General features: G+C 39.1%; 16 protein-coding genes. 1 reads left to right on the top strand and 15 read right to left on the bottom strand.

Translation table 11 applies throughout. The annotated features are described in order from the left end of the window. Positions 1-107: 107 nt before the first annotated feature. The 15 genes from groL to mutY all read right to left on the bottom strand — a co-directional run bounded on the left by groL (position 108) and on the right by mutY (position 14216). Positions 108-1745, bottom strand: a complete 1638-nt coding sequence (groL, locus tag AC6CHH_RS14200) for a chaperonin GroEL (protein ID WP_498284002.1) — start codon at positions 1743-1745, stop codon at positions 108-110. Between the two features lie 94 nt (positions 1746-1839). Next, the gene (locus AC6CHH_RS14195; protein WP_498284000.1) at positions 1840-2115 is read right to left on the bottom strand and encodes a co-chaperone GroES; all 276 of its coding nucleotides are present in this window, start codon (positions 2113-2115) and stop codon (positions 1840-1842) included. A 239-nt stretch (positions 2116-2354) separates the two neighbouring features. Beyond that, the gene (gene secG / locus AC6CHH_RS14190) at positions 2355-2717 is read right to left on the bottom strand and encodes a preprotein translocase subunit SecG (RefSeq protein WP_498283998.1); all 363 of its coding nucleotides are present in this window, start codon (positions 2715-2717) and stop codon (positions 2355-2357) included. Positions 2718-2730: 13 nt separating this feature from the next. Then, positions 2731-3789: a hypothetical protein gene (locus AC6CHH_RS14185; RefSeq protein ID WP_498283996.1), complete on the bottom strand. Its 1059-nt coding sequence runs from the start codon at positions 3787-3789 to the stop codon at positions 2731-2733. Positions 3790-3808: 19 nt separating this feature from the next. Then, positions 3809-4333 (bottom strand): LptE family protein, encoded by a 525-nt coding sequence (locus AC6CHH_RS14180; RefSeq protein WP_498283994.1) that lies wholly within the window; start codon positions 4331-4333, stop codon positions 3809-3811. A gap of 8 nt (positions 4334-4341) precedes the next feature. Then, complete coding sequence (locus AC6CHH_RS14175; protein WP_498283992.1) at positions 4342-5610, bottom strand: sigma 54-interacting transcriptional regulator; 1269 nt, start codon at positions 5608-5610, stop codon at positions 4342-4344. Between the two features lie 28 nt (positions 5611-5638). Next, positions 5639-7072 (bottom strand): tRNA (N6-isopentenyl adenosine(37)-C2)-methylthiotransferase MiaB, encoded by a 1434-nt coding sequence (gene miaB / locus AC6CHH_RS14170; RefSeq protein ID WP_498283990.1) that lies wholly within the window; start codon positions 7070-7072, stop codon positions 5639-5641. Positions 7073-7322: 250 nt separating this feature from the next. Continuing rightward, complete coding sequence (locus tag AC6CHH_RS14165) at positions 7323-8012, bottom strand: YiaD family glycine zipper/OmpA-like lipoprotein (protein ID WP_498283988.1); 690 nt, start codon at positions 8010-8012, stop codon at positions 7323-7325. Positions 8013-8133: 121 nt separating this feature from the next. Further along, positions 8134-8892, bottom strand: coding sequence for a hypothetical protein (locus tag AC6CHH_RS14160; protein ID WP_498283986.1), 759 nt, complete (start codon positions 8890-8892; stop codon positions 8134-8136). Between the two features lie 63 nt (positions 8893-8955). Continuing rightward, entirely contained in the window at positions 8956-9363 is a 408-nt protein-coding gene (locus AC6CHH_RS14155) for a hypothetical protein (RefSeq protein WP_498283984.1), read from the bottom strand. Then, positions 9363-10772 carry a 23S rRNA (uracil(1939)-C(5))-methyltransferase RlmD gene (rlmD, locus tag AC6CHH_RS14150; protein WP_498283982.1) on the bottom strand — a complete coding sequence of 470 codons (1410 nt, stop codon included), beginning with the start codon at positions 10770-10772 and terminating at the stop codon, positions 9363-9365. The genes AC6CHH_RS14155 and rlmD overlap by 1 nt, the downstream gene beginning before the upstream one ends. Positions 10773-10905: 133 nt before the next feature. Then, positions 10906-11478 carry a TetR/AcrR family transcriptional regulator gene (locus AC6CHH_RS14145; RefSeq protein ID WP_498283980.1) on the bottom strand — a complete coding sequence of 191 codons (573 nt, stop codon included), beginning with the start codon at positions 11476-11478 and terminating at the stop codon, positions 10906-10908. 114 nt (positions 11479-11592) lie between these two features. Then, complete coding sequence (gene pheS, locus AC6CHH_RS14140) at positions 11593-12633, bottom strand: phenylalanine--tRNA ligase subunit alpha (protein WP_498283978.1); 1041 nt, start codon at positions 12631-12633, stop codon at positions 11593-11595. Positions 12634-12694: 61 nt separating this feature from the next. Continuing rightward, positions 12695-13147: a single-stranded DNA-binding protein gene (locus AC6CHH_RS14135; RefSeq protein ID WP_498283976.1), complete on the bottom strand. Its 453-nt coding sequence runs from the start codon at positions 13145-13147 to the stop codon at positions 12695-12697. Between the two features lie 25 nt (positions 13148-13172). Next, complete coding sequence (gene mutY, locus AC6CHH_RS14130) at positions 13173-14216, bottom strand: A/G-specific adenine glycosylase (RefSeq protein WP_498283974.1); 1044 nt, start codon at positions 14214-14216, stop codon at positions 13173-13175. A gap of 129 nt (positions 14217-14345) precedes the next feature. Here mutY and AC6CHH_RS14125 point away from each other — a divergent pair, with 129 nt between their 5' ends. After that, the gene (locus AC6CHH_RS14125) at positions 14346-15203 is read left to right on the top strand and encodes a M23 family metallopeptidase (RefSeq protein WP_498283972.1); all 858 of its coding nucleotides are present in this window, start codon (positions 14346-14348) and stop codon (positions 15201-15203) included. Positions 15204-15459: the final 256 nt, after the last annotated feature.

The following is a 15459-nucleotide window of genomic DNA, read 5'->3' as shown; positions in this document are numbered from 1 at the left end:
TCCTTAACTCTAGCGCAGCAAGAGCTTTTCAGGAAATCTAAAATACAGAAAAAGCCGTTCAAAATGAACGGCTTTCCTGATATATTTAATGAACTTAGCGATGATGATTACATCATTCCGCCCATGCCACCACCCATTGGAGGAGCACCAGCGCCGCCAGCGTTATCTTCTGGTTCATCAGCCAATACACATTCTGTAGTCAATAACATTGAGGCAACAGACGCTGCATTTTCTAAAGCAACACGAGAAACTTTAGTTGGATCAATTACACCTGCACCAATTAAATTTTCAAATTTATCGGTACGCGCATTGTAACCGTAATCAGCTGATCCTTCTTTCACTTTCTGTACAATTACTGCACCTTCGATACCTGCATTAGAACAGATTTGGCGTAAAGGTTCTTCGATAGCACGTTTAATGATATCGATACCGATTTGCTCGTCTTCATTATCTCCCTTAAGAGAAACTAAAGCTTCAGCCGAACGGATAAAAGCAACACCACCACCAGCTACGATACCTTCTTCTACAGCTGCACGAGTTGCATGAAGTGCATCGTCAACACGGTCTTTCTTTTCTTTCATTTCCACTTCTGTTGTTGCGCCAACATACAATACAGCAACACCACCAGAAAGCTTAGCTAAACGTTCTTGTAATTTTTCTCTATCGTAATCAGAAGTAGTTGTTTCAATTTGAGAACGAATCTGAGCAACACGACCTTGAATATCTTCAACAACACCAGATCCATTGATAATCGTTGTGTTGTCTTTATCGATAAGTACTTTTTCAGCTTGACCTAAGTAAGAAAGTTCAGCATTTTCTAATTTGAATCCTCTTTCTTCAGAAATTACGGTACCGCCAGTTAAGATGGCAATATCTTCCAACATCGCTTTACGACGGTCACCAAAACCTGGAGCTTTAACAGCAGCAACTTTCAGCGAACCGCGGATTTTGTTAACCACTAAAGTCGCTAATGCTTCTCCGTCAAGATCTTCAGCAATGATTAATAATGGTTTTCCAGTTTGCACTTGTTTTTCCAAGATTGGTAACAACTCTTTCATGTTACTGATCTTTTTATCATAGATTAAAATGAAAGGATTTTCTAGTTCCGCTTCCATTTTATCAGAGTTGGTTACAAAATAAGGAGAAAGGTAACCACGGTCAAACTGCATACCTTCTACAGTTCTAACTTCGGTTTCAGTTCCTTTGGCTTCCTCAACAGTAATAACACCGTCATTACCAACTTTTTCCATTGCTTGTGCAATTAGGGAACCAATCACCTCGTCATTATTCGCTGAGATAGAGGCAACTTGTTTGATTTTGTTGATATCCGCACCTACAACTTGTGATTGTGACTTAAGGTTGGCAACAATTGCCGAAACTGCTTTATCAATACCACGTTTCAAATCCATTGGGTTAGCGCCAGCAGCTACAGACTTAATACCTGGAGCAACGATTGCCTGTGCCAATACGGTTGCAGTTGTTGTACCATCACCTGCTTGATCAGCAGTTTTAGAGGCTACTTCTTTCACCATTTGAGCACCCATATTTTCCAAAGGATCTTTTAAATCGATCTCTTTAGCAACAGTTACACCATCTTTGGTGATTACTGGGGAACCAAATTTTTTCTCAATAATAACGTTACGTCCTTTAGGACCTAAGGTTACCTTTACAGCGTTTGCAAGAGTATCAACTCCTTTTTTCAGCGCATCGCGAGCTTCTACGTTATATTTTACTTGTTTTGACATGTTATGTTAAATTGACTATTTCAACTCCTAATCATTACATTCAGTAATGAACAATGAGCTTAATTTAAGATTGTGGTTATTTTCTAATAATCGATTAAAGGACCGCGTAAATATCAGCCTCACGCATAATTAAATACTCTTTTCCTTCATAGGTAAGTTCTGTACCAGCGTATTTTCCGTATAAAATTTTATCACCAACTTGAACAGTAAGTGGTTCTTCAGGTTTACCAGAACCTACAGCTACGATTGTTCCTTGAGATGGTTTTTCTTTAGCCGTATCAGGGATATAAATTCCGGATGCTGTTTTTTCTTCTGCTGGAGCAGGCTCAACTACTACTCTGTCTCCGATAGGTTTAATATTTAAAGCCATAATTGTATAACTATTTAAATTGTTTTTTATAACGTTTAATTAAACTATCAACATCAGTAACTATGCCAATCGAATACACACTGCATTTTTTGACATTTTTGCATTTTATGACATTCAATATGTCAGTTTTCCTTTCCTTCTAATGTCAGGTTGGCACCAAAAAACAAACAGAACTAGCAAACAAACAGAGCCCCGTCTGAATCAGACAGGGCTCGTATATTTTTTAAGAATCAACCGTATTATTTAGTCGAGTCAACCGTCACCGGAGCACTTGCCTCAGGCGTAGTATTTGTTGTAGGTTCTTGTGAAGGATTAAGATTCAATGAAGGAGCTTGAACTGGCGCTTCAATTTGATCACCCAAACTTCCAGAAGCGGAAGAAGAAGGACCAACAATGTTAATAGCGATACTGAATACGATTACTGAAATAATCAAAATCCATGTACCCTTTTCTAAAATATCCCCAGTACGCTGTACCCCAATTAAATTTGCTCCACCTGAAAATCCAGAAGACAAACCGCCTCCTTTAGGATTTTGGATTAAAACAAAAAAGGACAACAAAAGACTTGCAAGAATAATGAGGACAATAAATAAAATTTCCATTTCTATATTACTTTTATAACTTAAATTCTAATTCTTTAATTCGGCTCGCAAAGTACGATTTTTTTTCTGGATTTTCTGCAATTAATTTTTTAAATACAGCAATCGCTTTTTCATGCATTCCTTGCGATTCATAGATGTTGGCTAAGGTTTCGGTCACCACCAAAAACTGATCTTCAGAGCTTTTTCTGGCCTTGTTCTCGGTATTGATGGACTCAGCTTTTGGGGGTTGAATTTGTGGCTCTTCTCGAATAAATCTCTCAATAACTTCATCTGTTTTTTGCTCAGAAACAAATTCAACGGTCTCTTTCTTATGCGCATCACTTAATTTATCCTGAGGATCTTGCAGGTGAAAAATATTCTCTCTGATTTGTTGATCCAAAATTGCCTCATCCAACTTCTTTGGATCAAACTGTCCTTTATCTTGTTTTGGAAAAACAGGGGAAACAAACGGCTGATAAGTCTGGGCATGTTCTAAACGTGTTTTATACAACCACCATCTAAAACTATATGGCATGAGTTCATCGTTGTACAAACTGATTTCATCTTCGGGACTTGGCTCTTTGGTGGTCTCAACTGCAACCTCCAAGGATGCTTCTACAGATTCCAAATGAACCTCCTGTTTGGGAGTCTCTAGAACCTCTTCTTCAAGACGGTACGTTGATGGCATCTCAAAAACCGGCTCACTCTCCTGCGGCATATCCGGATCAGATGGCATTTCTTCTTGTACCACAGATTCCTCAGGAACAGCCAACTCAGGATTATCGGCGATCTGCCGTGTTTCAATTTCATCCTCTGGTAAATCCTCGTAAGCAATATAGTCCTGCGAATCAACTTCAAGTTCAGGAACGCTCGTGATAGGTTTATCTAAATAATCCCGCAGCCAAAAAGAATTAGATGCATATAACAAGCTGATTTGCTTATCCACTTCTTGATTTTCTAACCTTTTCTTTCGCTCATGGGCAAAAAAAATAGGTTGAGAATAAGGATATCTGGACAACAGAAACTCGAACTCCGACTCACTTACTTCGAGCGGATTTTCAAGGGCCTTTCTAAATACATTAACTTGATTCATGTGATTAAAAATCTCTATTTTACCAATTATTGAATGCCCTGTTGAAAACGTCTTCGGTTAACATTTTCACAATTTCCGTGTTTAAGGCCATTTCCTGATTGGTAACCTCACCACGGAACTCTTTAAACTGGGTGAAACTTTCCTCAAAATCACTCTCTCCGGTCTCGTCTTTACGATTGGTATATTTCACTTTCACGGTAATGGAAAGCCTATTCAAGGCGGCCATATCTGTTCCTGCCTCAACCGCTGCGGGGGACACCGTGTAATTTGTAATAACTCCCTCGAAGATGGCATCTCCATCTTGGTCCACCTGACTCAAACGCGATTGGGTTCGGATCCTCTCCTTTAAACCTTCGGTGAAAGATTGGCTCAGGGTCGCCGATACAAATGGCGATATATTTTCAAAAAATGAAACAGAATAAGTGGTCATATTGTCTGGAATCTTCCCCCCTCCCAGACTGTAGCGAACGCCACACCCCTGTACTGTGCATATTAACAATACTATCCATAGAACAGCAATGCGTGATCCTTTTATTTTGAACATGTAAAACCTTAATCTAGTTTCAAATCTTTAATTTTCCTATAAAGCGTACGTTCGGAAATACCCAATTCCTGCGCGGCAGCTTTCCGTTTTCCTTTGTGTTTTTTCAACGCTTTTTTTATCATATCAGATTCCTTATCCATCAATGACAAAGATTCCTCCACCTCTTCCACATCCTGGGTGTCATAGGTCAGGTAATCGTTGTTGTTATTTTGCTGACTTGGATTATGAATAGTCAGCGTTGAAGAAGGTCCTGAAGCATACTCTTCGGGAACTAAGTTCGCCGAACTCGGACGAATCTCTTGATAGAGTTGATTAATATAAGGAGAATTTTTCTCAATAGTGCCAGAACTAACCCCTTTCTGCATTAACTCCACCACCAACTTCTTCAAGTCAACCATATCTTTTTTCATGTCGAAAAGAACTTTATACAAAAGATCTCTTTCCGAAAAGCTATCTTGTGATTGATCCTTCATGCTCATTGGTAATGAACTTTGGGTTTCAACCGGTAGATAATGACTTAAGATTTGCGCATTAACAATTCTTTCCCTCTCTAAAACGGCGATTTGCTCTGCAATATTTTTCAACTGACGAACATTTCCCGGCCAAGCGTAGTTTTTTAACAATTCTTGAGCATCCTCCATTAATTGAATTCCGGGAGTCCTGTATTTGTCCGCGAAATCAACGACAAACTTCCTAAACAACAAGTTAATATCTTCTTTACGTTCTCTCAATGGGGGGATACGCAAAGGAACAGTATTCAAACGGTAATACAGATCTTCTCGAAATTTACCTCTCTTTACGGCTTCATAAACATCTACATTGGTTGCCGCAATGACCCTTACATTCGTTTTTTGGACTTTGGAAGAACCAACCCGGATATATTCACCCGATTCCAGAACCCGCAATAATCGGGCTTGGGTGCCAAGCGGGAGTTCCCCAACTTCATCCAAAAAAATAGTTCCACCATCGACCACCTCAAAATAGCCTTTTCTAGCCTCATGAGCCCCTGTGAAGGAACCCTTCTCATGTCCAAATAACTCAGAATCGATCGTTCCCTCTGGAATAGCACCACAATTCACGGCAATAAAATGACCATGTTTACGCGCACTAAGTTGATGGATAATATGAGAAAACACTTCCTTACCAGAACCACTCTCCCCTTGAATCAACACGGAGATATCAGTGGGTGCTACCTGGCGAGCCACATCGATCGCGCGATTCAACAAAGGAGAATTGCCTATTATTTCAAATCTATTCTTTATGTCTTGATGATCCATTGGTCTGCTTTACTGTTTATTTTAGAACTTAATCTACAATACGTCCAATCAGGGTTGCTGAGGTACAGCTTTCACCCAATACGTTAACATAATCTCCAATTTTGTATCTCGAATCCACAGGAAAAACAACCATAGTATTCTGATCATTCCGTCCACAGAAATCGTTTTCCGAACGTTTGGAATAACCTTCTATTAGAATTCGTTGAACTTTTCCAACAAAATTCTGAATGCGGAGCAAACTGTGCTGACGTTGCAAAGCAACAACCTCAGTAAGACGATCCTTCTTAAGTTGCTCTGGAATATCATCTGTGTAACGTTTAGCCGCCAAGGTTCCTGGTCTCTCTGAATAGGCAAACATATAAGCATAATCATACTTCACAAAGTTCATCATTGAGATGGTTTGTTGATGTTCCTCATCAGTTTCAGTACAAAAACCAGTGATAATATCCGTTGAAATACCACACTCAGGAATAATACGTTTAATCGCGTTAATACGATCAATATACCATTCACGATCATAGGTTCTATTCATTAAATCCAGTACTCTTGAACTACCCGATTGAACCGGTAAATGAATATAATTACAAATATTATCATAACGAGCCATTGTATACAATACCTCATCGGTAATATCTTTAGGATGGGAGGTAGAAAAGCGAATGCGCAATAAAGGGTTCACCTGAGCAACCATTTCCAATAATTGCGCAAAATTCACCGTTAGTTGTTCTTGCGATCCTTCCGATTCCCCGAGTGTATATTTGTAGGAGTCTACGTTTTGGCCCAATAAAGTTACCTCTCTATAACCAGCTTCAAACAAAGATTTTGCTTCCGCAACAATAGACGCTGAGTCTCGTGAACGCTCTCTTCCTCGGGTAAATGGCACCACACAAAAAGAACACATGTTATCACAACCTCGCATGATAGAGATAAATGCTGAGATACCATTGGAATTCAATCGAACAGGACTGATATCTGCATATGTTTCCTCTCTGGAGAGTAGAACGTTAACTGCCCGAGCCCCCTCTCCAACCTGAGCAATCAGGTTCGGTAAGTCACGGTAAGCATCCGGTCCGACCACCACATCCACTAATTTCTCTTCTTCCAAAAACTTTGCTTTCAAACGTTCAGCCATGCACCCTAAAACGCCCACAACCATTCCTGGATTTTTCGCTTTCACGGATTCGAATTCCTTCAATCTATTACGAACACGTTGTTCAGCATTTTCACGAATTGAACAGGTGTTGATAAAGATAACATCCGCTTCTTTGTAATCCTTGGTGGTTTGGTATCCCTGATCCATCAAGATCGAGGCAACAATCTCACTATCCGAAAAGTTCATTTGACAACCGTAGCTCTCAATATAAAGTTTTCGGCCGCTGGAAAGGCCCGTAGCAATCATGTCCAAGACTTCTCCTTGGCGAGTTTCATCGTGTGTTTTTGTTGTATGTGTTAACTCTAACATAGTCATTTTTCAAAGAACACAAAGTTAACAATAAATTGGGAAAACAATGACACTTTGTCAGCACTTGACCAAAAATTAACAAAAAAAATAAAAATTAGCGTAATTCAACCCAAACCCTTTTTGCTCACACGTAAAAGAATAAGAACTCACCTATTTTTTAAATGTAAAACCAGCACAAAAAAAAAGGATACCCAATGCGGATATCCTCTATATATAATTTAAAAAGTATATTTAACCGGTCTATCAGAACCTATTGACCAACTTCTTTTTTAGCATCTTCTTGCATTGCTTTACTGGCAACAATAACAATTTCCACACGACGATTTTCTGCACGTCCTGCATCTGTGTCATTGGACGAAATTGGTTCGGAATAATTTTTTCCTTCCGTTTTAATTCGACCACTTTTTAATCCTTGAGCAACTGCGTATGATTTAACAGCATCCGCGCGCGCTAATGAAATCCTTTGGTTCACCTCCAAGGTTCCTTTATTATCGGTATGGCCCAACACCAAAATTTCGGTATCTGGCTCTTTATTTAAAGTAGCGACCAAGTTTGCAATATTTTCTTTTGCAGTTGACTTCAACGCTGTTTTATTGAAATCGAAAAGAATACCTTCATCAAACTTCACCAAAATACCCTCACCAACTTGTTCAACCTCAGCCCCAGCAACCGTATTTTCGATCTCTTTGGCTTGTTTATCCATTTTTTTACCAATCAAGGTTCCCGCAGCACCACCTATTACAGCACCCGCGATAGCCCCGACAGCGGTATTACCTGCTTTACCTCCTATTAAGGCGCCAATGGCACCACCTGCAGTTGTACCTATTACAGCACCTTTTGTCGTGTTGCTAGCGTTTCGAACCGTTGTACAACTAGCAAAAAGCATTGCTGAGGTCGCAACGGTCAAACCATATACTGCTAATCTCTTATTCATTTTCATAACTATATAATTTACCTTAATAATGTACTATAATAACTTATCTGCCCAATATATTTGCAAAGCGGATGCCAAAAGCATTCATGGGCTTAACAATCAAGATAACCTACTATAAATCAGAATTTTATTTTTCTTGGGGAGGTATTTCAAGTTTTGGTAATCGTTGTGATTTGGGACGACCATTCGCATCCCATGCCCTGAATGAACTGGTAATATAGCTCATCAGGTCGTATTCCCCCCAACGCTCCACCGAGGACAAAGACGGTCTATACATGTCCATAAAGGATTGCAATTCATCTCCTTTTAAATTGGTCAATCTAGAAACGAGTGGTTTGTTAAAAATTCGGTCTATTTTTGTCGCCTCGAGCTCTTGATTCATGTAACGTTCAAAACGTTTCGCATTTTTAGCCTCTTGACCGAACAAATTATAAAGTGCCGTGGCTGGACTGGCCAGATAAGTTCCAACCTTATTGTGTCCACCATTATAAATACCTTTTTTTTCGAAATCTTTCAAATAAGAACGCAACTCAGCTTCTTTGGTGCTTCTGGTTACCACAACAGTTTCGATTTTTATTCCTTGTTGCATGTCCACTAAAATATCGCCAAGAGTTTGAATGGCCGTTTTAACAGGCCCATAACCAACCTTAGTAAAAGAAAGGCTGTCTCCAATATTAGCTTCAATAGTAAAAACGCCATACGAATTGCTGCTGACCACCTGCCTTGTTCTCAAGTTGGTAATATTCGCGTCCGAGATCCTGTTGGCTGTACCCTTTTCCATGATCAACCCCGAAATTGCATGATCAACGGCTTGTGCATGCACTTTGGGTAAACAGAGCAAACACAGGATGACCGCTAAGCCGATATGTCTAAATATACTATTCATTAATTTTTAAAGGTACCAATTGTTTGGAGAGTCAAATGTTAAATAGTTATAAAAACGAATCTGTTATTTATACGGATAAAACACAAAGTTTGCTCCTTGGGGAACGATCACAAATAAACACATGAATTCATTTGCTGGCTTAAAATGTTTTATGAAATAGGCTTTACGATCTGGATCCACTAGTCCTTTTTCTAAAAACTCCTCCAATGAACTTGCGTGAATAGACCACGAAGTATTTAACTCCTGACGGTCTAAAATAAGCTCTCCAAGTTTCACTTCCAATTGATGGGCCACAAAAATAGGATGCTTGGTATACCCTTCTTCTAACAATTCCGCAGAAACTTCCTGAATCGACTCTTTATAAAAATCCAAATCTGCTTTCAAGCTAACCAAAGGGCTTTGATCTTTTTGTTCCCCTGATTTACTATTTTCACCCAAGGGTGTTTTATTTAACAAATCTTGTAAATCCATTATTTTCTTAATTTTAGTAACACAACGTTCTCAACATGTTGAGTATGCGGAAACATATCAACTGGTTTAATACGCAATACATCGTACTTTTGGGATAACATCTCCAAATCACGTGCCTGAGTTGCAGCATTACAGCTCACATAGACAATTTTCTCGCTCTCCATTTCCAACAACCTGTTCACCACATCGGCATGCATGCCCGCCCGTGGAGGGTCCGTGATCACCACCTCAGGCTTACCATGCTCGGCTATAAAATCAGGCGTTAGCACATCCTTCATATCTCCGGCAAAAAATTTCGTGTTTTCAATAGCATTAATTTCGGAATTAACCTTTGCATCCTCAATGGCTGTAGGGACATATTCCACACCGATAACTTGCTTTGCAGATTTTGCAATAAAATTCGCAATGGTACCAGCACCAGTATATAAATCGTATACCAATTCATCCCCTTTTAAGTCTGCAAAATCACGGGTAATTTTATAAAGTTCGTAAGCCTGCAACGAGTTGGTTTGATAGAATGATTTCGGCCCTACTTTAAATTTAAGGCCTTCCATTTCCTCATAAATAAAGTCTCTTCCGGAAAAAGTTTCGATTTGCTGATCAAAAATGGTGTCATTAAGCTTTTGGTTAACGATATACAATAATGAGGTAAGATCTTTAAATTCCTGGTTTAGAAAGCTCATTACTTTTTGTACATCATCCTGTTCAGGATGAGCAAAAACGACAATCACCATCACCTCACCCGTAGAGGAGGTTCGGATAATTAAATTGCGAAGAGCCCCTTGATTTTGTCTTAAATCATAAAAAGAAATTCCATTCTGCTTTGCAAACTCAGCAACACGATTTCGAATTGTGTTGGAAGGCTCCTGTTGCAAATAACAATGATCAATACTTAGAATCTTATCAAATCTTCCCGGAACATGAAACCCCAAAGCATCCATAGAATCCCCTGAACCTATCTCATCCAAACTCGTTAACCATTTTTTATTGGAAAATGTGTATTCTAATTTATTCCTGTAATAGGTGGTTTGCTGGGAAGGTAATATAGGCTCCATTGCGCTGACATCAATCTTTCCAATCCGTGACAAAGCATTTCCGACTGACTGTTGTTTAAAAATCAATTGTGCCTGGTAGCTCATGTGTTGCCATTTACAACCACCGCAAACACCAAAATGCGAACAAAAAGGATCTATCCGATGTTCAGATGGCTTCTGGATTTGAACCACTTTGCCTTGCGCAAAATTCTTTTTTTTACGATACAACTCCACCTCAACAATATCGCCCGGTACAGCGTGCTCTATAAATAAAACCAATTCATCGTGTTTACCAACGCCCTTTCCTTCTTCAGCGATGTCGATAATCTCTATATTTGACACAACTTTCTTCTCTTGAGGTTTTCTTCTTCCCATATGGGTGCAAAATTAAGATTTTTTAGTGATAGATAGCAGCTTAGTAAACGAATTCAAATTCATTACGCTGATTATGGTGTGAATCAAGGTTGAGAGCAATTCAAGCAGGTCAAAACGACAAACTCAGAAACTATCAGAGTAGAGTAGCCTGCACCAGATAGGGCAACATTTCCTTTTGAAACGAAATAAAATTCTTACGCACATCCGCTTCAGAAACAGCAGTAAAAGCAAAAGAAAAAACAATGTTTTTACTCGTTTTTATTAAAAAATTCAAGCGATCCTCAGGAATCATTGAGCCAATTGTATGGTTTTGCATGAAAGAACGTAAAAGCAGAAATTCCAAGTCATCGGATAATGTTTTGAGGTATTCCTGAGCGTTAGCGGAAATTCGAATAAATTCCCAACCAACAAACTCATTACACACGGTATATGTTACCCTGCTAACTCTTAAAATAGTATTTGCCAAAAAGGTGGCCAAATCTTTTTCGTTAACATTTTTATTAAGGATATCGTACACGTTTTCTTGAATATAATCCATCAAAACTGCGTGCAGGATTAACTCCTTACTGGCAAAATATTTATATATTGTAGCCTTTGCAATGGAAGCATTTTTCGCCAATTCACTAACACTGGTTTTATTATAGCCATATTTTCTGAATAAATCACGTGCGGATTTCTTAATTGCTATGACTACTTTATCTTCCATCAAATTGGGAATTCTTTTTCAACATTAGGTATAAACAACTATACTGGTTTCAGTAGCTCTTAGTCAAAAAACAGAACAGACACCAAAGAAACCATGCAAATAAGCTTATCGTATTTAAATAATTTCTGTTTCAAACTGAGAAAGGAAACGAACATCGTTTTCCGAAAAAAGTCTCAAATCGCGGATCTCATATTTCAGGTTTGTGATCCTCTCAATGCCCATTCCGAATGCAAAACCTGAATATTTCTGGCTATCAATTCCGCAGTTTTCCAGTACCTGAGGATCAACCATTCCACACCCTAAAATTTCCACCCATCCCGAATGTTTACACATTTGGCAACCCGCTCCTTTACAAATCGAACAGGAAATATCCATTTCAGCAGAAGGTTCAGTGAATGGGAAATAAGAAGGTCTGAAACGCACCTTGGTATTCTCACCATATAACTCTTTTACAAAATGATATAAGGTTTGTTTTAAATCAGCGAACGAGACATCCTGATCAACATAAAGACCCTCTATTTGATGAAAGAAACAATGAGCTCGCGCAGAAATTGCCTCATTACGAAACACTCTTCCTGGCATAATAGCTCTGAAGGGAGGTTGCCCCGCTTCCATTAAACGAACTTGTACGGAGGAAGTATGGGTGCGCAAAACAATATCGTTACCGTCCTTCTTCTGAACAAAGAAAGTATCTTGCATATCACGGGCAGGGTGTTCAGGAGCAAAATTCAAGGCAGAGAAATTATGCCAATCGTCTTCAATCTCATTACCCTCGGCCACGACGAAACCTAATTTTTTAAAAATCTCTACAATTTCTTTACGAACCAAAGATAACGGATGTCTGGAACCTAAGGTAAAACCTTGTCCAGGAAGCGTTAAATCCATTTGCTCTTCCGTGTTATCAGCCCCAGTTTGATTCGCAAATTTTTCAGTTGCTTGAGCGAAAGTAGACTCGGCCAATTGTTTAAACTCATTTAAGATGAGTCCAAGCGCTCTCTTTTGGTCTACAGAAACCGTTTTAAATTCTTCAAATAAACTTCTTACGATACCCTTAGATACCAAAAACTTCAAACGGAATGCTTCCACCTCATTTGTAGAATTAGGCGAGAAAGCCTTAATCTCTTGCGTATACTGCGTTATTTTATCTTGCAACATGCGCCAAAGATACAGCAAATTTTAAAAAATAAATAAAATCGATGTGTATTAATTAGGTTAATTAAAATGGAAGCCCATCATTATCCTCATCGTTCTCTCTAAAATCTACCTTTTGATCTTTGTTTTCTGGGGAATTCTCGGACGTATTAGCGTCATCTTGAGCTGGATTTTGAGGTTCAAAATCAGACCGACGACCCAGTAAATTAAAGCTTTCAGCAACAATCTCAGTAGTATACCTGCGGATCCCTTCTTTATCTTCATAGGTTCGTGTACGCAGTTTGCCTTCAATATACACCAGTTTACCTTTAGCCAAATATTTCACGGCCACATCTGCAAGTCCACGCCACAACACAATGTTGTGCCATTCAGTTTGTTCCACACGACGCCCATCTTTAGTATACGTTTCTGAGGTTGCCAATGGAAAACTTGCAACACTTACATTACCTTCTAAATAACGAATTTCGGGGTCCTTTCCAAGATGCCCAACTAAGATTACTTTATTTATTCCTGACATACTATAATTTAGGATTTAGTTAGCACTAAAAATATTCCTCCACAAAGGAACTAATGAGTTTATGTTTAGCTAATGTATCTAAATTTTCTGACAAATAATAATTCCAATGGCTTTTTTTAGCAATTTGGTTCTCCCTGAGGTTCAGCCTGTAAAATTGCGCATAAATATTTTGATGGCTCAGTAAATGCTTCCGAAGCGCCCCGATAGGTTGGGGACTAACCTGCCCAAAATGAGCTTTAAATTCTTCAGTTTGCATTAAGCCTGGTACATCAAGCTGCCCCTGAGTTTCGATCATAGGAAACTCGAATAGATTAGCCCATACATCTTTTTGGGAACGCTCAGACATCATAATCTTTTGTTGTTCTTCAATGATGAAATAATGAAAATACCGATCCCTACTTTTTTTCCCTTTGAGTTTAACCGGCAATTCCTCCACCCTCCCATGATGGTAGGCATAGCAGTCCAAGACCAACACGCAATCCTTACAATTTGGGTTTCGAGGCTTGCATTGTTGTGAGCCAAAATCCATAATGGCCTGATTGTATTCAGCTGGATGTTCTCTACTTAAAAGCTCAGTGGCCATTGCTGAAAACACCTTTTTTGCCGGACCGGTGTTAATGGGAATATCAATACCCAGATACCGGGACAATACGCGATAGACATTGCCATCCAAAACCGCATGAGGAGCATTGCTTGAAAAAGAAGCGATCGCTGCCGCCGTATATTCGCCAATGCCGGCAAGCGACATTAACTCCTGGTAATTACTTGGAAAAACGCCACCGTACTTTTGTAAAACTATCTGGCTAGTCTTATGCATGTTTCTTGCCCTTGAGTAATACCCTAAACCTTGCCAAAGCCTAAGAATTTCAGATTGATCTGCCTGAGCAAATTTTGTTACATTCGGATAAGCCTCCAGAAAACGCAAAAAATACGGCAAGCCCTGCTCCACCCGAGTCTGTTGAAGGATAATTTCAGACAGCCAAATAACGTAAGGATTCCGTGTTTCTCGCCAAGGCAATGCCCTTTTATTGGATGAGTACCAGGCTAAAATTCGATCAGAAAATGACATATACAAAGATGTTAAATTATATGATCGATTCGTAGGGGAAAAGTTATAAAATGTTAAAAAATAGACGACATGTTTAACAAATAATATTTTTACGGCCGAGCAATAAAATAATTAAGGAGTACACAAGCAATGACAAAACAAAAAACTTCCGTTAAAATCACAGATGAAAGCGGAAATTCTAATATACAAATTCAGATCCCTACCGTTTTATTAAAAAACTGGAAATACGTTTTATCGGCGGTAATTTTTGCCCTATTGTTAATCTGTTCAACCATCATTTATGTGGCCACTACAACCAGCAATAGCAAATACAAACAAGAGTTAACAAAAAAGACCAGAGCGCTTAAGGAAGCTAAAGAATCTTTAGCCCTGGAGGAAGCAACAAATGACCTCAGTTTATTGCAGGCCCAAAAATCTTTTCACGCTATAGACAGTGCATTGAACCAAATTAATGCCAAAATGAGAAAAAGAGGTTTAAAAGAAATTGCACCTACCTTAGCAAATGCAGGTGGTCCGCTAGAAACAGAAGAGAATCTCACTGAACTTAGTAAATATTACGCTGCTGAACTGATCAATCTTGACAAAAAATTGGCGGGTATACCGATGGGCGTTCCCCATGAAGGAAAAATTACCTCACGTTTTGGTTACCGAAGAAACCCGTTCACCAACAGAGGTCTGGAGATGCACTCAGGGATCGACATTAAAGGGAATCGAGGAGAGATTATAAAAGCAACCGCTTCTGGAAAAGTAATACATGCCGGTTATAAAGGACAATACGGCAAGGTGGTTATCCTTAAACACACCAATGGATGGGAAACCAGATACGCTCACCTATCCAGTGCAAGGGTTAGAGTTGGACAAAAAATTGAAGCCGGTCAAGTGATAGGCCTATTGGGCAGTACTGGGCGCTCAACTGGTCCCCATTTGCATTACGAACTATTAAGTTATGGCAAAAAATTGAATCCAGAGAAAACATTTCAATTTTAAATCCGCTAAAATAATTATCAGAAGACCCTCGGGTCTTTTTTTTTGTGACCAGTTCAATAGACTTCATTTGAGTTGAATTCACTTATCGAACCCATCTTAAAAAAAACACAAAAACGAATGGTATGTTCTCCTATCTGCCATCCTTATCTTGTTTTACAGTTTCCAAGAACCGCAGCAGGGTTTGCATGAATTTTTCAGGTTCTGCAAAATGAATATTGTGGCTACTCTGATCAAAAACTTGATGGGTAGTGAACTG

The sequence above is a fragment of the Sphingobacterium sp. GQ94 genome, assembly GCF_059758715.1.
Note: the sequence above shows the minus strand (reverse complement) of the source record. Positions and strands in the feature narration are given on the sequence as shown.